This is a genomic window from Achromobacter sp. 01N37, from assembly GCF_056399725.1.
Map to the genome: position 1 here is coordinate 162,892 of NZ_JBFTRX010000008.1, position 20,786 is coordinate 183,677.

The window sequence follows — 20,786 nt, forward strand, 5'->3', positions numbered from 1 at the left end:
AACCAAAAACAGCTACACAGGAGGAGTCCTCAGTGAAACGCATCACCCTTACGCTCGCCGCAGCCGGTCTCGGCTTGGCAGCCGGCGCCGCTTCCGCAGAAACCAGCGTCACGCTCTACGGCATTGCCGACGTCAGCATCCGCTACCTGAGCACCAGCGCCGGCAGCGTTGGCCAGGACGGCAGCCGCGTCTCGATGGAAAACGGTGCTATCTCCAACAGCCGTTGGGGCCTGCGCGGCTCGGAAGACCTGGGCAACGGCAACCGTGCCTTCTTCCGCCTGGAAAACGGCTTCAACATGCAGAACGGCAATTCGTCGGCCACCGGCAAGACGTTTGGCCGCCTGGCCTACGTTGGCCTGGACGGCGGCAACATCGGCCAGTTGACCTTGGGTCTGCAGAACACGCCGATGTTCGACCTGCTGGCCGACTACTTCGACCCGCTGACCGTCGGCAACTACGACCAGAACGCCTGGCTGCCCGCCGCCATGTCGCGCGTGCGCACCAACAACATGACCAAGTACGCCAACACCATTGGCGACCTGTCGCTGGCGTTGTCGTGGGCGAACGGCGAAAGCTGGGAAGACCACAAGGCCGGCCAGCAATACGGCGCCAGCCTGCGCTACATGGTCGGCAAGCTCGGCCTGGGCGCGGCGTACCAGCAGACCTATGACGGCGGCAATTCCGACCTGCGCCAGCGCGTGTGGAACTTGAACGCGTCCTACCAGTTCGATAGCGCCAAGGTGTTCGCCGGCTATTACAACGGCCGCGACGAAACGGGTTGGGTCAACGCCGTCATGGGCGGCACCACCACCGCCAGCCTGGACCGCAAAGACAACGGCTATTTCGCCGGCGTGACGTGGCAAGCCACCCCGCGCTGGGCCATCACCGGCGCCGGTTACTACGACCAAAGCAAGAACGTGGTCACCGACGGCGACAAGGGCAAGCGCTACGCGCTGGTTGCCGTGGCTGAGTACTCGCTGTCCAAGCGTTCGCAAGTCTATGGCACCGTGGACTGGAACAAGGTCAGCGATGCCGCCAGCGGCGAAATCGCCGGCAAGAGCAACCAGGTCGGCGCAGCCGTGGGCTTCCGCCACATCTTCTAAGACCTGCACGCATTGCGGCGAACCCCCGCCGCATAAAAAAAAGCCCATCGTGTTTGCGATGGGCTTTTTGCTTTCTACAGCATCGCCATGCGGCTGTTGATGAGGTCTGTCACCAGCATGTGGCCCGGCGCATGCGTGATGCAGAAGTCCGGGCGCACAGACGCCACCACCGATTGCGGCGTGACGCCGCAGGCCCAGAACACCGGCATTTCGCCTGGCCGGATCTCAACCGCATCCCCGTAGTCGGGGCGATTGATATCCGCAATGCCGATCAGTGACGGGTCACCGATGTGTACCGGCGCGCCGTGCACTGAGGGAAATCGCGACGTGACCTGAATGGCGCGAATGGCATCCGCCGCCTTCAACGGCCGCATCGACACCACCAGCGGGCCGCTGAAGGCGCCAGCGGGGTGCGTGGGGATATTGGTGCGGTACATGGGCACGTTGCTGCCCTGCTCGATGTGGCGCACCGGCAGGCCGTTGTCCAGCATCGCTTCTTCAAACGAGAACGAGCAGCCGATCAGGAACGACACCAAGTCATCACGCCAGATATCCCGCACGTCCGTGGGCTCGGCGATGAGCTCGCCATCCTTCCAGACGCGATAGCGCGGGATATCGGTACGGATATCGATGTCAGCGCCCAGCTCCGGCAGCGCCGGGTTGCCGGGTTCAGACATCGCCAACAACGGGCATGGCTTCGGGTTGCGCTGGCAGAAGTGCAGGAAATCTGCCGCGAGCGCGCGCGGCAGAATCGCCAGATTGGCCTGCACATGCCCGGGAGCCAGATTCGCGGTGGGTCCGGTCAGCAGCCCGCTGCGCGCGTCCAGACGCGCTTGGCGGGCCAGCTCAACACTATTGCGTACGACGTTGGCGGACACCATGACATTCCTTTTAACGTGCGGCCAGCAGGTCTTCCACTGCCTGGCCAATGGCCAGGACGCGGCGGTCGGCGCCATTGCTGGCGGCGATCATCAGACCAACCGGCGCGGTGCCTTCGGCATGGCACGGCAACGACAAGGCGCAACCATCCAGGAAGTTGATCAGCGTGGGGTTGCGCAGGATCAGGCCGTTGGCGGCGTAGTAGGCGTCATCGGATGCGGCCAAGTCCGCCACCGCCGGCGCCACGATGGGCGTCGTCGGCATGATCAGGGCGTCGTAGCCGGCAATGCGGTGATCCACCGCCGCCACCCACGCTTCGCGTGCGTCAAGCAAGTCCAGATAGTCGGCGGCGCTCATGTCCTGGCCGCGCATGATGCGCGACACCACACGGGGGTCGTAGCGCTTGCCGGCGCGCGCGATCAGGCCGCGATGCCAGGCCCACGCTTCCGCAGCGGTGAAGCCACCCTTGCTGTTGATGCTGCCCAGCTCGGCGAATTCGGGGATGGCGATTTCATCCACCAGCGCGCCCGCTTCCTTCAAGCGCGCGACCGTGGCGGCGAAGGTGTCCGCAACGTGCTTTTCCATGGCGTCCAGCGCCAGCGTGGTCGGCACTGCCAGGCGCAGGCCGCGCAGCGGCATGGCTTCCGGCACCGGGCCGCCGTCGCCCGACAGAATGGCGTCCAGCTCGGCGCAGCAGCGCACGCTGGCGGCGATGGGGCCGATGGAATCCAGGTTGGCCGACAAGGGCAGCACACCCGTCATGGACACGCGCCATGCGCTGGGCTTGAAGCCCGTCAAGCCGCACAGCGCGGCCGGAATGCGCACCGAACCGCCCGTATCCGAACCGATGCCGGCCGCGGCCATGCCGTCGGCGACAGACACGGCCGCGCCCGAGGACGAACCGCCGGGAATGCGGCCGGTCTTGCGGTCATAAGGATTGAGCGGCGTGCCGTAGTGCGGGTTGATGCCCAGGCCCGAATACGCGAATTCGGTCATATTGGTGCGGCCGATGATGACGGCGCCCGCCGCGATCAAACGCTGCACGACTTCGGCATTGGCGTCCGCCGCGGGTTCGCCTTCGCGGGCGACCGAACCGGCCATCGTGGTTTCGCCTTCGATGTCGAACAAGTCCTTGATGCTGATCGGCAAGCCTTCCACTGCCGAGCGGACGATGCCGGCCGCGCGCAGGGTGTCGGAAGCGCGCGCCTGGGCCAACGCCGATTCGGCGTACAGCTTGGTGAACACGCGGGCGCCCTCGCCCGCTGCGTCTTGTGCGCGCGCCAGCGCAGCTTCGGTCAGCTCGACGGAGCTCGCGCGGCCCTCGCTCAGGGCCAAGGTCAGTTCATTCAAGGTCGAAACCATCATTGTCCTCGTGCCGACTTGCGGCGTAAAAGTGCGAACAGGCGCGCCCCCTGGGAACGCGCCGGGTGTTCAATGCCGTGCGCGATCGGAATCAGGCGACGACAGGCAGCGATTCCACATGATAGCGGTGGCTGATCGTGCGTTGGAGGCGCGGATCGAACAGTTCCATCGTGAAATCAGCTGCGGCGCGGATGCCGCCGATGGCGCCCACGGTGCCGCACGTCATGCCCGCGCCTTGCGGCAGAACCGCTGCGCCGCCGGTGTAGCCGGCGATCAGGTCTTGCGGCGTGCGCAACGTGGACAGCGGGCCTTCCTGGTACAAGACCTTTTCGCCGTTTTCAACAATGTACGAACGGATGACCAATTCGTCCCAGTAGTCGGCCACATCGGCCAAACGCCAGGCTTCGGTCGCCACCGGCTTCACGCAAACCTGCTTGGACATGGCGACGCTGACCGTCTCGAGCTTGCGGTCGGTGTGGTCAGACGCGATGCTGACGTACATTTCGCCGTCCACCGCGAACACAAAGGTTTCCACTTCGCCCGACGACTCTTCGCCCACGGCTTGCACGTGCTCGGCTTGCGTCAGCTGGTTGTCGGCGATGCGGTAGTACAGCGGCACGCTGGTGGGACGCGGCACGCCAATGGCGGCCAGTTCTTCGATGTGGTGCTCGATGGCGGCGATGTCGCGACCGGCCCAGCCGGCCACGATCAGCGTGTTGAAGTCCACTTCCACTTGGCGGGGATTGGCGTCGTTGAGATTGAATACGGCTTTCATATCAGTCCTGCGAATTTACGGGTGGAAAACGGTGGGGCCGCATGGGGCCGCACCCAAATCAAGCAAATGAAGCTCAGCCAAACGCGCGCGGCAGCCACAGCGCCAGATCGGGCCAGAACGCCAGCAAAGCCAGCATCACAAACATGGCGGCCACGAACGGCAGGCTGCCGATGATGACGGCGCTCATGGAACCGGCCTTGCGCAGGCTCTGCACCACGAACAGGTTCAGGCCCACGGGCGGGGTGATCAGCGCAGCTTCGACCAGGATGATGATCACAATGCCGAGCCAGATCGGGTCGTAGCCCAGCGCGATCATGATGGGCGCCACGATGGGAATCGTCGTGATCATCATGGACAGCGTTTCCATGAAGCAGCCCAGCACCAGGTAGAAGATCACCACGATCAGCAGCATCCAGCCCGGCGACAGGCCCAGGCCGGTGATCGACTTGGTGAGCGCATCCGTCAGGCCGGTGGCCGACATCACAAAGTTCAGGAAGCTGGCCGCGATGACGATCAGCATGATCATCGCCGTGGAACGCATCGTGCCTTCCATCACTTCGCGCAGCATCGTCCACGTCAGCCGGCGGAACCAGGCCGCCAGGATGAACGCGCCCAACACGCCCAACGCGGCCGCTTCCGTCGGCGTGGCAAGGCCCGCGTAGATGGAGCCCACGACCAGGAAGAAGATGCCCATCGGCGGCGCCAGGTGCACCAGGCTGGCCAAACGCTGGCCCCACGTCGCATGGATCTTCTTGCCGCCCCAGGACGGCTTGACCACGCAAGCGATAACCACCGTCAACATGAACAACGCGGCCATGGCGAAGCCCGGGATGATGCCCGCCAGGTACAGCTTGGGTACCGACGAATTCGTCAGCACGCCATAGATGACCAGGTTGATCGACGGCGGAATCAGGATGCCCAGCGTGCCGCCCGCAGCCAAACTGCCCAGGAACAGCGGCTCGTTGTAGCCATACTTGCGGATCTGCGGAATGGCGACGGTGCCCACCGTGGCCGCCGTGGCCACGCTGGAACCGGAGGTGGCCGAGAACAGCGTCGAAGCGCCGATGTTGGCGTGCATCAGCCCGCCCGGCAGCCACGACAGCCACAGGCTCATCGCGCCATACATGCGTTCAGCAAAGCCTGCGCGCAGCAGCACTTCGCCCAGCATGATGAACAGCGGAATCGCCACCAGCAGGAACTCGTTATTCGAGCTCCAGGAGATTTCACCGATGGCGCGCGACAGCGGCAGCATCGAGAACAGCGGGTCCAGGATCAGACCCAACACGCCAAGCGCCGCGCCCACGGGAATGGACAGGCCGATCAGCACCAGCAACAACGTCAATGCGGTGGAAATCATGCCGCTTCTCCCTTCACCATGCGCTCGCCTGCGGCGGCTTCTTCGTCAGCCTCTTCCTGCGCGGAACGCACGCCGCAGATCTGCTTGACCAGTTCGATGTCACCCGTGACCAGCGCGGCCGACGCACGCGCCAGCATCAACGCCACGGTGATGCACATCCAGGCCAGGCCCAGCATCCACAAGCCCTGCGGAATCCACAACGGGGTCGCAAGCGGCGTGTTGGCCGCGGACTTCTGCATCCATGAGGTTTGCACCACGTCGTAGGCGTAGTAGGTCAGGAACACCATGAAGACGGCCATGGCCACCATGGAAATCCAATCCAGCACGGCCGACAGGCGCACCGGCAAATATTGGTAAAGCACGTCGACGCGCACGTTGGCGCGCTGCAAGGTGGCGAACGCCAACGCCCACGAGGTACTGATGGCGAAGGCGTAGCTGGACAATTCGTCCGCGCCGCCGGTGTTGAAGCCCAGGAATTTGCGGGCCAGAACGTCAAAGGAGATCAGCAGCACGCTGGCCACCGTCAAGGCGCCGCCGGCCCAGACGGCTGCGCGCGAAAAACTCTCGGCGCGCCGCAACAGGCCGCCCAGCAGGCGGAAGTGTTCGGTTTGGGTCATGAGTGGAACCTCTGCGGACATAAGCCCGGAATAGGACATAAGCCCATAATTGGACATACGCCCCTAATGACAAGCCAGACAACGCGCCGCCGCAAAAGACGGCGGCGCGCTGTGACGCTTACTTGCTGGCGGTCAGGCCCAGCGTCTTGCCAATGGTGGCGTTGAAGTCTTTCACGCACTGGGCCGAGCAACGGGCGGCCCACTTCGGCAGCACGGCTTCGTTGGCAATCTTCTTCAACAGCGCACGGTCGGCGTCCGACGGCTGAACCAACACCATCTTGCCCTTGACCGGGAACGGGCAAGCGGCAGCGCCCGTGTTGCAGTCATAGCCTTCCTGCGTCTGGCGCGCGGCGCCTTCCCAGATGTTGTCGACCAGCGTCTTCACGTTGGCTTGCAGGAACGTGCGCACGGCGGGGTCCAGCTTGTCCCAGGCCTTCTGGTTGACGGCGTGGATCTGCTGGTTCCAGTTGATCGGCAGCGCCACCAGGTGCGTGGACACTTCGTACCACTTGGCCGAATAGCCCGACAGCGAACCCGTGATGGCGCAATCCACCACCTTGTTCTGCAAGGCCGGCACCACTTCACCGAAGGCCATCGTCACGCTGGAACCGCCCAGCGCTTCAACGAATTCGGCGGTGGTGCGGCTGCTGGTGCGAACCTTCTTGCCCTTGATGTCGGCCAGGCCCTTGATGTCTGCATTGCAGAACAGCACTTGCGCGGGATAGGTCGAAATGCCCAGCAGCTTGACGTTGTTGCCTTCGCCGTAGAGCTTGGCGTAGACGGGTTCGAATGCATCGGTGACGGCGCGCGCGGTCTTGACGTCCGGCGCCAGGCCGGCCAGGTCGATGGCTTCGTTGATGGGGTTGTCGCTGGCGAAGTACGACAAGGTGGCGGTGCCGAATTCGACCACGCCTTGCGACATCAGGCGCAGCAGCTCCGGCCCCTTCAGGCCCATTTCGTTGAAGCCCTTGATGTCGGCCGTGACCTGACCCTTGGACAGCTCAGGAATGGTCTTGGTCCAGAACGGCTTTTCGTAGTCGTTGTACGCGGTCAAGTTGGACAGGCCGCCCACGACCTTCAAGTGGGTCTTGGGCAGATCTTGTGCGTGGACGGCGCCGGCCAACAAGCTGGCAGCGACGGCGGCGAAAACAAGAGACTTCTTCATGGACAAAACTCCTGGCTGGCGGGATGGTCTATCGCGCGCGGGTTCCCGTTATCCTGGTCGCACGCGGGTGGAATGTGGGATTCAGGGACGGGAGTCAAGCGTTGGCCAATTCATGTTTTTTCCCCCGCACTGTGTATCCAGGCGCTACTTATTGATATGACGCCATTGCATCGTCAGGGGCGGCCAGCGTCCAATCGTTAGTTGCGATGTGGGGGTATAAATTTTTCTTGGGTCTCGCCGGACAGGCGAGGAGAAATTTCGCAAGACCCAGCATTGGCGCGGGTTTGCAGGCAGCTGACACGGCTGTTCGCGACGGTGCTGCCCGATTGATTTGAACCTGCGACGGCCCCCGGCCAGGGGAAAACACCTAGAGCGGAATGCCGCCTTCGGCCTGCGCCGCGACCTTCTGCGCCATCTGCGCAATGATCCGAACCGCATGGCTGTCTGGCCCCTGCACCCAGGTCGCCGTGAAATTCAGCTCGGGCAAGGGGTCGGCCTGAACTTGCAGGATGCGCAGTTCGCCCCGCGCAAGCTCCTTGCCCAGAAACACCGGCGCGATGACGCTGGTGCCGATGCAGTCCTGCGTCATACGCACCACCATCGACATCGACGCGCTGCCATACATGCGCGGCGACGTCACGCCCGCGCGCGTCAGCATGTCACGCACGACCCGGTACGGCGCGCTGTTGGACGGGTACGTGATGATGGGCAGCTTGCCGATACGTTCAAGCGTCAAGGGTTCAGGGCCCAGGTCCAGCGCGGGGCTGGCGACCCAGGCCAGCGGATAGCTGCACAGCGGCAGATTTTCCACGCGCGCCTCAAGCACCGGCCCCATCAGGAAAGCCAGGTCAATCTGGCGCGCCATCAGGTGCGGGCGCAGCACGTGCGTGGTGTCCACTTCAATTTCCAGCACCAGCGCCGGATAGGTGGAGTGGATCAATTCAATCAATGCGGGCAGCCACGTCTGCACGATGGTTTCCGCCACACCAATGCGCACCGTGCCTGTCATGACGTTTTGTTCGCGGGCCGCTTCGAACATATCGCGCCGCACTTGCAGCATGCGTTCGGCGTGGGACAGAAGCTCGTGACCCTTGGCCGTCAGTTTGACGCCGCGCGCCTCGCGTTCGAACAGCAACACGCCCAGATCGGCCTCAAGCGAGGCAATACGCTGCGACACCGCGGGCTGCGTGGTGTTGAGCTTATCCGAGGCCGCGCGGAAGCTGCCCAGGCGGGCGACCCAGAAAAAAGTCTCGATGTTGCGTAATTCGATCATTGATTGGTCTGTTTCCCCTGCGCGATGGGCGTATTATGGCAGCCGCCCATCCCCCCATCCAGGAGCTTGTCCATGTCCCCCGGTCGCCCGCAAGCCGCCGCGCCCGCCACCCGCGGTCCGCTCGTCGGAATTTTGCTGCTGGTGCTATCGATGTGGACGCTGTCGTGCCTGGACGCCAGCGGGAAATGGGTGATGAACGCAGGGGTGCCGCTGCTGGTGCTGTCCTGGTTCCGATACGTGGTGCATTTGATTTTGGTGCTGGCGCTGGTGCTGCCCGCCAAAGGCGTGAGCGTGCTGCGCAGCAATCGCCCGCGCGAACAACTGATACGCGGCGGCTCGATGTTCCTGGCCACGCTGATGTTCTTCACCACGCTTAGCTACATTCCGCAGGCCGAGGCCACGGCCATCAACTTTCTGGCGCCGCTGCTGGTGCTGTCGCTGGCGCCCTGGGTGTTGAAAGAGCCCGCCCGATTGTCGCGCTTCGTCGCGGCCGGCATTGCGTTCATTGGCGTGATCATCGTCATCCGGCCGGGCGGCGGCCTGCATCCTATTGGCACCATTTTCGGGCTGCTGACGGCCTGTTGCTTCGCCGCGCAATTCATTGCGACGCGACGGGTCGCGGGCGACGATCCGTTCACGTCGCTGATCTGGAGCGGCGCGGTGGGCACAGCCTGCCTGACGCTTACCCTGCCCTTCGTGCTGCCCGGCGCGTTACCGGTGCTGCAATCCTTGTCCGCCTTCGATTGGTTCCTGCTGATCTCCACCGGCGTCACGGGCGGCGTCGGGCATCTGTTCCAGATCGCCGCCTACCGGCGCGCACCCGCCTCCACGCTGGCGCCCTTCATCTACTTGCAGATCATCAGCGCGACATCCGTGGGCTGGCTGGTCTGGGGCCATTTCCCCGACCCGCTGACCTGGCTGGGCATCGCCATCATCTGCGCCAGCGGCATCGGCATTGGTCTGGTGGAATGGCGCCGCAGTCTGGCAAACGGTGCGGCCATCGCAAGGCAAGCCGCCCGCTGAATCCACGGCGCCCCGCTACGGGCGGACGCGCCAGCGCGCTCGGGCGGCCTCCCGTACAATGCTCGTCGCTTTTTGCGCATCCGCGCATGGGCGTTCCCGGCATCTGGCAATTCCCCGAGCGAGGTCTTCATGATCATCAAGCCCCGTGTGCGCGGCTTCATCTGCGTCACCACCCATCCCGTCGGCTGCGAAGCCAATGTCAACAACCAGATCGACTACGTCAAGGCGCAAGGTCCGATAGCCGGCGGCCCCAAGCGCGTGCTGGTGTTGGGCGCGTCGACCGGATATGGCTTGGCGGCGCGCATCAGCGCAGCGTTCGGCTGTGGCGCACAAACGCTGGGCGTGTTCTTCGAACGCCCGGCCGAAGCCACCAAGGCGGGCACGCCCGGCTGGTACAACAGCGCCGCCTTCCATCGCGCGGCCGACGCCGCCGGCCTGTATGCCAAGAGCATCAACGGCGACGCCTTCTCTGATGAGATCAAGCAAAAGACCATTGCCGCCATCAAGGCGGATCTGGGCCAGGTTGACCAGGTGATCTACAGCCTGGCCGCGCCGCGCCGCACGCACCCGACGACGGGCCAGGTCTTCAATTCCACGCTGAAACCCATCGGCCACGCCGTGAACCTGCGCGGCCTGGACACCGACCGCGAAGTGGTGAAAGAGTCTGTGCTGGAACCGGCCACGCAAGCCGAGATCGACGCCACCGTTGCCGTCATGGGCGGCGAAGACTGGCAGATGTGGATCGACGCGTTGCTTGAAGCCGGCGTGCTGGCCGAAGGCGCCACCACCACCGCCTTCACGTACCTGGGCGAAAAGATCACGCACGACATCTATTGGAATGGCTCGATCGGCGCCGCCAAGAAAGACCTGGACCAGAAGGTGCTGGACATCCGCGCCAAGCTGGCTGCGCGCGGCGGCGACGCGCGCGTGTCGGTGCTGAAAGCCGTGGTCACGCAAGCCAGCTCGGCCATCCCGATGATGCCGTTGTACCTGTCGTTGCTGTTCAAGGTAATGAAGGCGCAAGGCACGCACGAAGGCTGCATTGAACAGGTCTACGGCCTGTACAAAGACAGCCTGTGCAGCGACACGCCCATCCTGGATGCGGACGGCCGCCTGCGCGCCGACTACAAGGAACTGGACCCGAGCGTGCAGGAACAAGTGCAGGCGCTGTGGAACCAGGTCACCAGCGACAACATCTATCAGCTGACCGATTTCGCCGGCTACAAGCAGGATTTTCTGCGCTTGTTCGGCTTTGAAATTGAAGGTGTGGATTACGAAGCCGATGTGGACCCGGCCGTTGAAATTCGCGGTTTGATCTAAGCGCTTGGCGCCAAGCGGGGGGATTGCCCCCCCGCATTTACCGCATCAGAGATATTCCAGCGTCACCACGCGGCGCTGCCGCTCGGGCGCGCCATTGGCGGCGGGTTCGGGGGTAAAGGTTCTGGTGCTGACCTTGACGACATTGTCACGCACCAAGGCCGGCTGGCCGGCGGGCGCCACGCAATTCACCTGAGGCATCGACCGGGCGGAGAGGCCCGTCGTACCCACCTGACAGCGGGTCTGCTCAACAATGGCGCCCACGAACCGGATGGTGCCTCCCGCGGCATTCGCTGCCAGCGGAACCCACATCGACACAGACAGCGTGGCGGCAATAACGGAGACGCGAATAGTCATGATCACTCCCAGTCGTTGGCAGAAAGACACAAATAAATGTCTTTCTTGTTAGTGATTACGGCTGGTTAGCGAACAACTTAAGTCATGCACGGCGGGCATGACCGTGCCGCTTCCATCAACGCTCCTTGCCGTAACCTTCGTACCTAACGATGTCAATCAGACTACGCTCAAGTTTTATTCGGATCAATCCGAAATTTATCTAAAAGCGCCGCTTACTTTGCGTCTTCTGTCCGAATCAGCGCCAGCAGCTGATCCAGTCCGCCTTCATCAATCGCGACATTCACTTCCTGGCGCACCGCCGGTTTGGCGTGATACCCCACGGACAAACCCGCTGCCCGCATCATGGGAAGATCGTTCGCGCCATCGCCCACGGCAATGGCGCGTTCCGGCCCGACGCCACGTTGTGCGCACACTTCCAGCAACTTGCGGCGCTTTTCCTCGCCGTCGCAGATGTCGCCCCACGCTTGCGGCAACAGCTTGCCCGTCAAGCGTCCATCGACAATGTCCAGCACGTTGGCGCGTACATCGTCCAAGCCCAATCGCACACGCAAACGGTCGGTGAAACACGTGAAGCCGCCCGTCACGAGCAGGCACGTCAAGCCGGCCGCTTTGCATGCGGCGATCAACGTTTCAGCGCCTGGGTTGATGCGCACGCGCTGTTCGTAGACCTCATCCAGCAAAGCTTCAGGCATGCCGGCCAGCAACGCCACGCGGTCTCGCAGGCTTTGCTTGTAGTCGACGATGTCGCCACGCATCGCGGCTTCGGTCAGGGCAGCCACTTCGGCCTTCTTGCCCATCAGGTCGGCCATTTCGTCCAGCGTCTCGATGGAGATCAGCGTGGAGTCCATGTCGAAGGCGATGACGGCGTAGTCGGACAATGCAAGCGGCGGCGTGATGCCACGCCACTGCACGCCGGGAATGGCAGAGGGAAACATGGGGGAGTCCTTCGTCTTTCAGGGATGAGCCAGGCCGTGCTGCTGCGCACACAGCCATGCGATGAACAATTGCGCCGACGCCGCCGCCGGGCCGTCTTGCCGGTACAGCGCATGAATGCCGGCGTTGGGCAGGTGCGGCTGGGCAAAGAGCGGACGCAGGCGGTCCGCGCGGATATCGTCTTCCAGCAAGCACCACGGCGCCAACGCAATGCCCAGGTCATTCATGGCGGCCTGCATGCACAGAAATTGATGATCGAAGACCGGCCCTGGCAATTGCGCCGGCACATCCACCTTGGCCAACGCAAACCAGCGCGGCCAGTGATCCATGCCGCCGGATATTTTCAATAACGGATGCGCAAGACAATCGGCCGGCGTGTTCAGCCGGTTGCGTTCGATGAAACGCGGCGACGCCACTGGCACATGGAAATCATCCAGGCAATGCACGCAAGCCAATTCGGCGTGCGTCATGAATCCATGGCGGATGAGCACATCGCTGCCGGTGTCACCCCCACGATCCAGAAACGGACGGGCCTGCGTGCTGAGCTGCACGTCGATACCAGGGTGCTGCGCCTGGAACGTCGACAGGCGCGGGATCAGCCACTTCATGGTCAGCGACGGYGTGGCGCACACGCGCAGCACGCCSCCATAGGCGGGCGACTTCAGMGCGGCSGTGGCGGCAGCGATGCGTTCCAGGCTGGCCTGCACTTCCGGGAAGTACGCCTGCGCGCACGGCAGCAGCGCAACGCCTCGCGCTTCGCGCGCGAACAGCGGCTGCCCCACATACTCTTCAAGAATGCGGATCTGCTGGCTGACGGCGCTATGCGTAATGCTCAGCTCGTCGGCGGCGGCGGTGAAGCTGCGCAAACGCGCCGCCGCTTCAAACACGCGCAACGCCTTCAATGGCGGCAGACTCGGCCCCGCCATCTCAGCGCGCGTCCGCCCGTGCGCCGGCGCGGCGCAAGCCTGTGCTGCTCTTGTTCACGTTTACCCTTGTGATTTATGTATGGGCAGCGTGGCCATGCCGTCCGCGCCTGCCCTATTCTGTTCTGCCGCATTCTAGGGGATAGCGGCGGCGCCGACCTCTTAGAAAATCTAACGCCATGTCTTAAAAAACACTGCTGGTCGACCGCAACAGCCGTTCCTATGATGCCGGGAACCTAAGCAGGAACTGAATATGGCATCGATCACAGTAGACGGCATCGCCAAGACTTTCGGCGGGCAGCAGGTGTTGCGCAATCTGTCGCTGCACATTCCCGACGGCGCGTTCTATACGCTGCTTGGCCCCAGCGGTTGCGGCAAGACCACCTTGCTGCGCTGCATTGCGGGTTTTTACGCGCCGGATGGCGGCCGCCTGCTGTTCGATCAAGACGACGTGACGCATGTGTCCGCGCATCGCCGTGACATCGGCATGGTGTTCCAGGACTACGCCCTCTTCCCCGACAAGACCGCGTTTGACAACGTGGCGTATGGCTTGCGGGCGCGCGGCGTGGCGCGTGCAGAGCTCACGCGCCGCACTAACGAAGCGCTGGACAATGTGGGCCTGCTGGCGCTGGCTGACCGCTACCCCGCCCAGATGAGCGGCGGGCAGCGGCAACGCGTGGCGCTGGCGCGCGCACTGGTGATCCGGCCGCGCGTGCTGCTGATGGATGAGCCGCTGTCCAACCTGGACGCCAAGATGCGCCTGCAAATGCGCGACGTCATTCTGGACCTGGTGCGCGAAGCTGGCATCACCACCGTGTTCGTCACGCACGACCAGGAAGAGGCGCTGGCAATGTCAGACCGAATCGCCATCATGGACCACGGCAACATCGCGCAGTTGGGCACGCCCGAAGAACTGTACGGCACGCCGGTGAATGCGTATGTGGCCGACTTCATTGGGTCGGCCAACGTCATTCCCGTGCCCGCGCAAACGGGCCTTGCCGGCGCGCCGGATGGGCATGTGCGCTATGAATTGTGTGGCCTGGGGTTTGATGGCGTGCAAGGCAGCGCGCGCCTGGACGCCAATGGCGTGCTGATTGCCCGGCCCGAGGAACTGGCGCTGATGTCGCCCGCGCCTTACGTGCCCAACACGCTGCCTGGCAAGGTGCTGCGCCGCCAATACCTGGGCTTCAAGACCGCGTACCGCATCCTGTTGGACAGCGGCGCCGAGATTCGCGTGGAGCTGCATGCGGGCAACATGGTTGCGCAGTTCCAGCCGGGCGAAGCCGTGCAGGTGCTGATCCCCGCCGACAGCCGCGTCGTCAACGCCTGAGGACACGCACGCCATGAAAATCAAATGGTGGCCTTGGGGCATCCTGACCGCAATCAGCCTGGTGCTGCTGCTGTTCTTCGTGCTGTATCCGCTGGGCGTGCTGTTCAGCAACAGCATCACCGGCCAGGACGGCGGCTTTTCGCTGGAAGGCTTCAAAGCCCTGCTGGCAGATTCGCAATATCTGGAGGCCTTCGGCAATACGCTGATCCTGGGCTTGGCGGTTACCACCTGCACCGTGCTGGTGGGCGTGCCGTTCGCGTATCTGGTGGCGCGCTACGACTTTCCGCTGAAGAACCTGGTGGCGATCCTGCCCGTGCTGACCATCGTGATCCCCGAGATCATCGTGGGCCAGTCGTGGCTGCTGATCCTGGGCAACAACGGGCTATTGACCAATCTGTTGGGTGACGCGGGCATCTCGCTGCCGTCGTTCTATGGCTGGACGGGCATGGTGTTTTCCATGACGCTCGTCTACTACACGTACATCTATCTGGGCGTGCTGGCCGCGCTGCGCGGCTTTGACGGGCAGCTGGAAGAAGCGGGCTTAAGCCTGGGCACCCCGCCGCTCTTGACCAAGCTGCGCGTGCTGGTGCCGGTGCTGCTGCCCGCCGTGCTGGTCAATGCGCTGGTCGTGTTCACGCTGGTGGTCGGCAACTTTGCGCTGGCGATGCTGCTGGGCAGCCGCGTGCCGCTCTTGTCGGTCATGACGTACAACACCTTCGTCAGCGAAATGGGCGGCAGCCCCACGCTGCAAAGCGCGATGTCGGTGGTGTCGATCGCCATCGTCGCCATCGTGCTGTTCTTTCAAAAGCGCGTGGTGGAACGCAAGGTCTACACCATGACGCAAGGCCGGGCGCCGGCCGCCGTGCGCGTGCGGTCATGGACCGCCGTGCTGTATGCGGGCGGCGTGGGCCTGGTGATTCTGGTGTCGATGCTGCCGCTCATCATCGTGTTCATTGCCGCGTTCACGAAGACCAGCGGGCCCGTCATGCAATGGGGCCAATGGTCGCTGGCCAGCATGCAGCGCGCGGTGCATGGCGCGCCTGAACCGATCTTGAACTCGCTGAAGTTCGCCTCGCTGGCGACGGTGCTGGGCGTGGGGTTCGCGGTGCTGGTCAGCTATCTGACCATCAAGAAGCGCAGCGCCTTTACCCAGGTGCTGGACTACATCGTGGTGCTGCCGCTGACCATTTCCGGCACGGTGCTGGGCATTGCGCTGGTGCAAACCTTCAACACCGGCTGGCTGGTGCTGGCGGGCACCTCGGGAATCATGGTGCTGTGCTACACGGTGCGCCGTTTGCCGTTTGCGGTGCGCAACGCGTCGTCGGTGCTGTTCAACATTCCCGACTCCATCGAGGAAGCGTCGATCAGCCTGGGCGTATCGCCGCTGATGACGTTCTTCAAGGTGATCCTGCCCGCCATGAAGGCGTCGATCATCTCGGCCGCCATCCTGATGTGGCTGACCACGATTTCCGAGCTGTCGGCGTCCATCGTGGCCTACAGCGGCGGCCTGGAAACCATGCCCATCGCCATCTTCCGCCAGGTTGACGGCGGCAGGCTCGGCATGGCCTCGGCCTATGGCGCGGCGCTGGTCACGGTGATCGTGCTGCCCATCATCGTGTCGGTCAAAGCATTCCGCATCAAGCTGTTCTCCGGCAAATAACCCTCTCGACCCAAAGGCTCATCATGCAACTCAAGCACCTGATTCAGACCAGCGTCCTGGCCGCCTCGCTCGCCGTTGGCGCCGCGCACGCCCAGAACGTCGTGCTGTACTCGTCGAACAACACGGAAACCATCGAGACCGCGCTGGATGCGGTGAAGAAGACGCAGCCGAAGCTGAACGTGCAGCCCGTCACCGGCGGCACGGGCACGATGATGAAGCGTATTGAAGCCGAATCGCAGAACCCGCGTGGCGACTTGTTCTGGAGCGGCGGCTTTGGCACGCTGGGCGCCTACCGCCAGCACCTGCAACCGTATCGCCCTGCCGATCTGGACAAGATCCCCGCCGAGTTCCGTGGCCCGGACGACCTGTGGGTGGGCACGAACGTGCACGTCATGGTGATGATGGTGAACGAGCGCCAGCTGAAAGGCCTGCCCGCGCCCGCCACGTGGTCGGACCTGATGCAGCCGCAATGGAAGAACAAGTTCGCCATCACGGACCCGTCCAAGAGCGGCACGGCCTACATGCTGGTGTATGGCTTGTATAAGCAGTTCGGCCAGGAAGGCCTGGACAAGATCGCGGCCAACGCCGTCATCACCGCATCGTCCGGCACCACCTACAAGGGCGTCGCGGCAGGCGAATACGCCGTGGGCATGACGCTGGAATATGCGGCGCAGGAATATGTGGCGGGCGGCCAGAAGGAGATCAAGCTCGTCTACCCGAGCGAAGGCAGCTACCTGGCGCCCGAAGGCATGTTCATCATCAAGGGCGCAAAGAACCTGGACGCGGCCAAGGCCTTGTACGACGGTCTGCTGAGCAAGGAATCGCAGGAAGCGCAGCTGGTGAAGAACTTCCGGCGCCCCACGCGTACGGACGTCGCCGTGGCCAGCCTGACCACGCTGCCTGATCTGGCGAAAGTGAAGATCTTCCCCGTCAGCCAGGAAGCGGCCGCTACCGATTATGAAGCGGTGGTTGCGGCCTGGAACCAGGCAGTGGCGAAGTCGAAGTAATCAAGGCCGGGCCGGCCAGCACGCATTAGTCGTTCTGAACCATCCGGCCCGCGGCCAGCACCAGTTGGCGCCCGCAACGGGCGGCCAATTGCGGGTCGTGCGTGACGAGCACCAGCGTGGTGCCGTGCTCACGGTGCAGGTCGAACATCAGGTCGATAACCGTGACGCCGGTGGCCGCATCCAGGCTGCCGGTGGGTTCATCGGCAAACAACAGATCGGGTTGCACGACAAAGGCGCGTGCAAGCGATACGCGCTGTTGCTCGCCGCCCGACAAGGTGCGCGGGTAATGATGCAGCCGCGCGCCCAGGCCCACACGTTCCAGCATGGCCTGCGCGGCTTCGCGCGCGGGCTGCCCCGCGAGCTCCAGCGGCAGCATGACGTTTTCAAGCGCCGTCAGGTTGGGCAAGAGCTGAAATGACTGGAACACAAACCCGACGTGATTGGCGCGCAGCCGCGCCCGGCCGTCTTCATCCAGGGCGAACAAGTCCTGCCCGGCCAGGTGCACGCTGCCCATGCTGGGAACATCAAGACCTGCCAGCAGTCCCAACAACGTGGACTTGCCCGAACCGGAGCTTCCGGTGATGGCCACGGCGCTGCCCGCCTGCACCGTAAAATCAATACCTTCCAGGATAGACAGCGTCCCGCCGGCATCGGCTACCCGCTTGCCCAGCCCTTTCACCTCGATCGAATTCTTGCTATCCATGCGCCTATTTTCCCTTCTGCGTCTTACGTCTGCCCTGGCGATTGCCGCCACGGTGCTTCCCGCCCACGCTCAGACCGCCGCGGCGGCCGAGGGTTCCGCATCGCGCACCGTGCTGGTAGTGGGCGATAGCCTGTCCGCCGAATACGGCATCAAGCGCGGCACGGGTTGGGTGCCGTTGCTGTCCGCTCGGGTTTCCGAACAATACCCTAAGTACCAGGTCGTCAACGCCAGCATCAGCGGCGATACCACCAGCGGCGGCGTGGCGCGCTTGCCTGCGCTGCTGCGCCAGCATGCGCCGGCTGTCGTGGTGTTGGAACTGGGATCGAATGACGCCTTGCGCGGCCTGTCGCTGTCGATGACCGAACAGAACCTGCGCGCCATGACGCAAGCGGCGAAGCAGGCGGATGCCCAAGTGCTGATCGTGGGCATGCAGATCCCGCCGAACTATGGCCGCGATTACACGCAACGCTTTGCCCAGCTGTTCCCTGCGGTCGCCAAAGACGAAAACGCCCGGCTCGTGCCCTTCCTGATGGAAGGTATCGCAACGAACCGGGCGATGTTTCAGGCTGACGGCATCCATCCGAACGAGGATGCCCAGCCGCAATTGCTGGACAACGTGTGGCCGACGTTGCGGCCTCTGTTGAACTAGGGCCTGCCGATCAGCAGGCCCCGGCGGGGGTGCCCCAGACGGGTACGCCCCGGGCGAGTCAGCCCCAGGCGGGTACGCCCCACGCGGGTACGCCCCACGCGGGTACGCCCCAGGGGGGTCAGCCCGCCGCTTGCGGCGCTTCGCCGCGGATGACTTCAGCGGCGTTGGGCAGCACCTGCACCTTGTACTGCTCGCGCAGCATCTTCACGACCGCTTCCGCTTCGGCTTGGCCCAGGCCACCCGACAACTGCTGCGTCAGGCGTTCCTTGGCGGACGCGTCCACCGAGCCGGCTTCGATCTTTTCCAGACGAACCAGCGTGTAGTCCACGCCCGATTGCACGCCGGCGTAGCCGGGCAACGGCGAAGACGGCAGACGCATGGCGGCGTCCACCACGGCTTGCGGAACGTCCTTCGGATCTTGGCGCGACACGACCACGGCAGGCGAGAAGCCTTCCGGCGCTGCCGCCGGGTTGGCCTTGTCAGCCGCCAGCGCAGCTTCACCGGCCTTCTTGGCGGCTTCGGCCGAACGCTCGTCCATCAGCTTGGCGCGGATGGATTCGGTGACCTTGTCCAGTGCAGGAATGTGCGCCGGCTCGATGTTGGCGACACGCACGGCCACCATCATGGCGGGCGACAGTTCGATCACGCCGGAGTTCTGCTTTTCACGCAGCACGTCGGGCGAGAACAGCACTTGGCGCACGCGCGGGTTGTCCAGCACTTCGGCATCGGGGCTGTCGGCAGCCGAACCCGGGCCAACCTTGTCAGCGGGCAGCAGGCCTTCGCGGGTGACGCCCGTGGCGGTGCGCAGCTTCAGGCCAACCGCATCGGCGGCGGGTTGCAGGCTGTCGCGCTGGTCATAGACCTGCTTGTTCAGCTGGCTGGCCATTTCCGAGAAATGCACGGCGGCAAGCTGCTTGCGCACTTCGCCGGTGATCTGGTCCTTGACCTCGGCCAGCGGCTTGATGGCGGCGGGCTGAATTTCAGTGACCTTGATGATGTGCAGGCCGGACGGGCTTTCGACCACGCCAGACACCTGGTCCTTGGCTTGGCTGAAGATCGCCTTTTCCAGCGGGCCAGACAACATGCCCGGCGCCAGCCAGCCCAGATCGCCACCGTTGGTGGCCGAGCCGGCGTCCTGCGAGTTCTTGCGGGCCAGTTCAGCAAACTGCGCCGGGTCGGCGGCAGCCTGGCGAGCCAGGTCGTCGGCCTTCACGCGGGCAGCCTTGCGAGCCTCTTCCGAGGCGCCGGGGGCCAGCTCGATCATGATGTGGCTGGCGCGGCGGCGTTCGGGCTGGCCGAAGCGGTTCTTGTTCTGCTCGTAGTAGGCCTTCAGGTCTTCGTCCTTGACCTGAATGCCCTGCGTGGCGGCGGCTTCGTCGAGCACCAGGTATTGCACCTGAACCTGCTCGGGAATTTGAAGCTGCTGCTTGTTGGCGTCGTACCAGGCCTGGATGTCGGCCGGGGTAACGGTCACTTGCGAGCGGAAGTCGGCGGCGGCGAAGCGGCGCAGTTGCACCGTGCGCTGCTGCGTCAACGCCGTTTCCAGCGAGGCCACCACTTCAGCGGGCGCGCGGGCCGATTGGCCAACGGGCTCCAGCACGCGGGCAACCGCCAGATCACGGCGCAGGCCGGCTTCGAACGACGTCGGCGACATGCCTTGCGCCGCCAGCACCTGGCGATAGCGCTCGGGCGAGAAGCGGCCGTTGTCCTGCACTTCCGGAATGGCGGCGATGGTGTTGCGCAGCGTTTCGTCCGACACCGTGAAACGGTTGTCGACGGCAACGTTGGCCAGCAAACGCTGATTGATCAGCTCGTTCAGCAGGCGCTCGCGCATGGCCGGGGTGTCGACCAATGCCGGGTCAAAGCGTGCGCCCATACGGGCACGCATCTGCTCCAACTGGTTGCGGTGAGCCTGATCAAACTCGGCACGCGAAATAGGCTGGCCGGCGACAGTCGCCAACTCAGGCTCTTTGCGCATGAAGCTGTCATAGCCTTGAATCCCGACCAGGAAGAAGGACGGCACAATCAGAAGCAGCAGGATGAGCTGCATCCAGCGCCGATGGCTGCGAATAAATTCGAACATGGAATCCCTGTTGCCGCACTCCGGGGGTGTCCACCCAGAGCCGCACGAAAACGCATAAAAAAAGGCGAAGTCGATTCGCCCTATTCCCATACCGGTTATTACCGGATCAGCGGGCGGATTTTAGCATTTCTCATTCATATGGGAGCTTGAGATTCTCTTCAGATTTTTCCGAACCCCTTGGATCTGTCCCCGCCGCATGGAACCCGGGCGCCGTCAACCCGGGAAATACCTATTTCGGGCGCCTTTCCGCGTCCGTATCTTGGGTGCCGG

19 protein-coding genes are annotated in these 20,786 nt (G+C 63.8%); 7 read left to right on the forward strand and 12 right to left on the reverse strand.

Annotated elements, in window-relative coordinates; translation table 11 throughout:
* The first annotated feature begins 32 nt into the window (after positions 1-32).
* Positions 33-1,103 (forward strand): porin, encoded by a 1,071-nt coding sequence (locus tag AC1DSJ_RS18625; RefSeq protein WP_054421839.1) that lies wholly within the window; start codon positions 33-35, stop codon positions 1,101-1,103.
* 74 nt (positions 1,104-1,177) lie between these two features.
* Here AC1DSJ_RS18625 and AC1DSJ_RS18630 read toward each other — a convergent pair whose 3' ends face one another.
* From AC1DSJ_RS18630 to AC1DSJ_RS18660, 7 genes are all read right to left on the reverse strand, one after another.
* Entirely contained in the window at positions 1,178-1,984 is an 807-nt protein-coding gene (locus AC1DSJ_RS18630) for a putative hydro-lyase (protein ID WP_054421838.1), read from the reverse strand.
* 10 nt (positions 1,985-1,994) lie between these two features.
* A complete protein-coding gene (locus AC1DSJ_RS18635; RefSeq protein ID WP_054422412.1) occupies positions 1,995-3,344 on the reverse strand; it encodes an amidase in 1,350 nt (449 codons plus the stop codon).
* A gap of 91 nt (positions 3,345-3,435) precedes the next feature.
* Entirely contained in the window at positions 3,436-4,119 is a 684-nt protein-coding gene (locus AC1DSJ_RS18640) for a DUF2848 domain-containing protein (protein WP_054421836.1), read from the reverse strand.
* Between the two features lie 73 nt (positions 4,120-4,192).
* Positions 4,193-5,476 (reverse strand): TRAP transporter large permease, encoded by a 1,284-nt coding sequence (locus AC1DSJ_RS18645; RefSeq protein ID WP_346549999.1) that lies wholly within the window; start codon positions 5,474-5,476, stop codon positions 4,193-4,195.
* Positions 5,473-6,093 (reverse strand): TRAP transporter small permease subunit, encoded by a 621-nt coding sequence (locus tag AC1DSJ_RS18650; RefSeq protein ID WP_054421830.1) that lies wholly within the window; start codon positions 6,091-6,093, stop codon positions 5,473-5,475. Before AC1DSJ_RS18650 ends, AC1DSJ_RS18645 begins: the two co-directional genes overlap by 4 nt.
* Positions 6,094-6,211: 118 nt before the next feature.
* Positions 6,212-7,258: a TRAP transporter substrate-binding protein gene (locus AC1DSJ_RS18655; protein WP_054421828.1), complete on the reverse strand. Its 1,047-nt coding sequence runs from the start codon at positions 7,256-7,258 to the stop codon at positions 6,212-6,214.
* 367 nt (positions 7,259-7,625) lie between these two features.
* Positions 7,626-8,531 carry a LysR family transcriptional regulator gene (locus AC1DSJ_RS18660; RefSeq protein WP_054421826.1) on the reverse strand — a complete coding sequence of 302 codons (906 nt, stop codon included), beginning with the start codon at positions 8,529-8,531 and terminating at the stop codon, positions 7,626-7,628.
* A 72-nt stretch (positions 8,532-8,603) separates the two neighbouring features.
* Between AC1DSJ_RS18660 and AC1DSJ_RS18665 the strand changes: the two genes are divergently transcribed.
* Together AC1DSJ_RS18665 and fabV are read left to right on the forward strand one after the other, a co-directional pair.
* Positions 8,604-9,554, forward strand: a complete 951-nt coding sequence (locus AC1DSJ_RS18665) for a DMT family transporter (RefSeq protein WP_342065961.1) — start codon at positions 8,604-8,606, stop codon at positions 9,552-9,554.
* Positions 9,555-9,683: 129 nt separating this feature from the next.
* Positions 9,684-10,874: an enoyl-ACP reductase FabV gene (gene fabV, locus AC1DSJ_RS18670; protein ID WP_175169028.1), complete on the forward strand. Its 1,191-nt coding sequence runs from the start codon at positions 9,684-9,686 to the stop codon at positions 10,872-10,874.
* A 45-nt stretch (positions 10,875-10,919) separates the two neighbouring features.
* Here the strand turns inward: fabV and AC1DSJ_RS18675 are convergent, their stop codons facing one another.
* From AC1DSJ_RS18675 to AC1DSJ_RS18685, 3 genes are all read right to left on the reverse strand, one after another.
* Complete coding sequence (locus tag AC1DSJ_RS18675; protein WP_342065963.1) at positions 10,920-11,228, reverse strand: hypothetical protein; 309 nt, start codon at positions 11,226-11,228, stop codon at positions 10,920-10,922.
* Between the two features lie 212 nt (positions 11,229-11,440).
* Entirely contained in the window at positions 11,441-12,163 is a 723-nt protein-coding gene (serB, locus tag AC1DSJ_RS18680) for a phosphoserine phosphatase SerB (protein WP_175169030.1), read from the reverse strand.
* Positions 12,164-12,181: 18 nt separating this feature from the next.
* A complete protein-coding gene (locus AC1DSJ_RS18685) occupies positions 12,182-13,087 on the reverse strand; it encodes a LysR substrate-binding domain-containing protein (protein ID WP_175169031.1) in 906 nt (301 codons plus the stop codon).
* Between the two features lie 250 nt (positions 13,088-13,337).
* On the opposite strand from AC1DSJ_RS18685, the gene AC1DSJ_RS18690 reads away from it, so the two are divergent.
* The 3 genes from AC1DSJ_RS18690 to AC1DSJ_RS18700 are packed head-to-tail and all read left to right on the forward strand — an operon-like array spanning position 13,338 to position 17,081.
* On the forward strand, positions 13,338-14,414 hold the full coding sequence (locus AC1DSJ_RS18690) for an ABC transporter ATP-binding protein (RefSeq protein WP_441371013.1): 1,077 nt from the start codon (positions 13,338-13,340) through the stop codon (positions 14,412-14,414).
* Positions 14,415-14,427: 13 nt separating this feature from the next.
* Positions 14,428-16,074 (forward strand): ABC transporter permease, encoded by a 1,647-nt coding sequence (locus tag AC1DSJ_RS18695; protein WP_441371012.1) that lies wholly within the window; start codon positions 14,428-14,430, stop codon positions 16,072-16,074.
* 23 nt (positions 16,075-16,097) lie between these two features.
* Positions 16,098-17,081, forward strand: a complete 984-nt coding sequence (locus AC1DSJ_RS18700) for an ABC transporter substrate-binding protein (RefSeq protein ID WP_441371011.1) — start codon at positions 16,098-16,100, stop codon at positions 17,079-17,081.
* Positions 17,082-17,106: 25 nt separating this feature from the next.
* Here the strand turns inward: AC1DSJ_RS18700 and AC1DSJ_RS18705 are convergent, their stop codons facing one another.
* Positions 17,107-17,784, reverse strand: a complete 678-nt coding sequence (locus AC1DSJ_RS18705; RefSeq protein ID WP_054421812.1) for an ABC transporter ATP-binding protein — start codon at positions 17,782-17,784, stop codon at positions 17,107-17,109.
* On the opposite strand from AC1DSJ_RS18705, the gene AC1DSJ_RS18710 reads away from it, so the two are divergent.
* On the forward strand, positions 17,783-18,433 hold the full coding sequence (locus tag AC1DSJ_RS18710) for an arylesterase (RefSeq protein ID WP_054421810.1): 651 nt from the start codon (positions 17,783-17,785) through the stop codon (positions 18,431-18,433). The genes AC1DSJ_RS18705 and AC1DSJ_RS18710 overlap by 2 nt on opposite strands.
* Positions 18,434-18,551: 118 nt before the next feature.
* Here AC1DSJ_RS18710 and AC1DSJ_RS18715 read toward each other — a convergent pair whose 3' ends face one another.
* Entirely contained in the window at positions 18,552-20,516 is a 1,965-nt protein-coding gene (locus tag AC1DSJ_RS18715) for a SurA N-terminal domain-containing protein (RefSeq protein WP_054421809.1), read from the reverse strand.
* Positions 20,517-20,786: the final 270 nt, after the last annotated feature.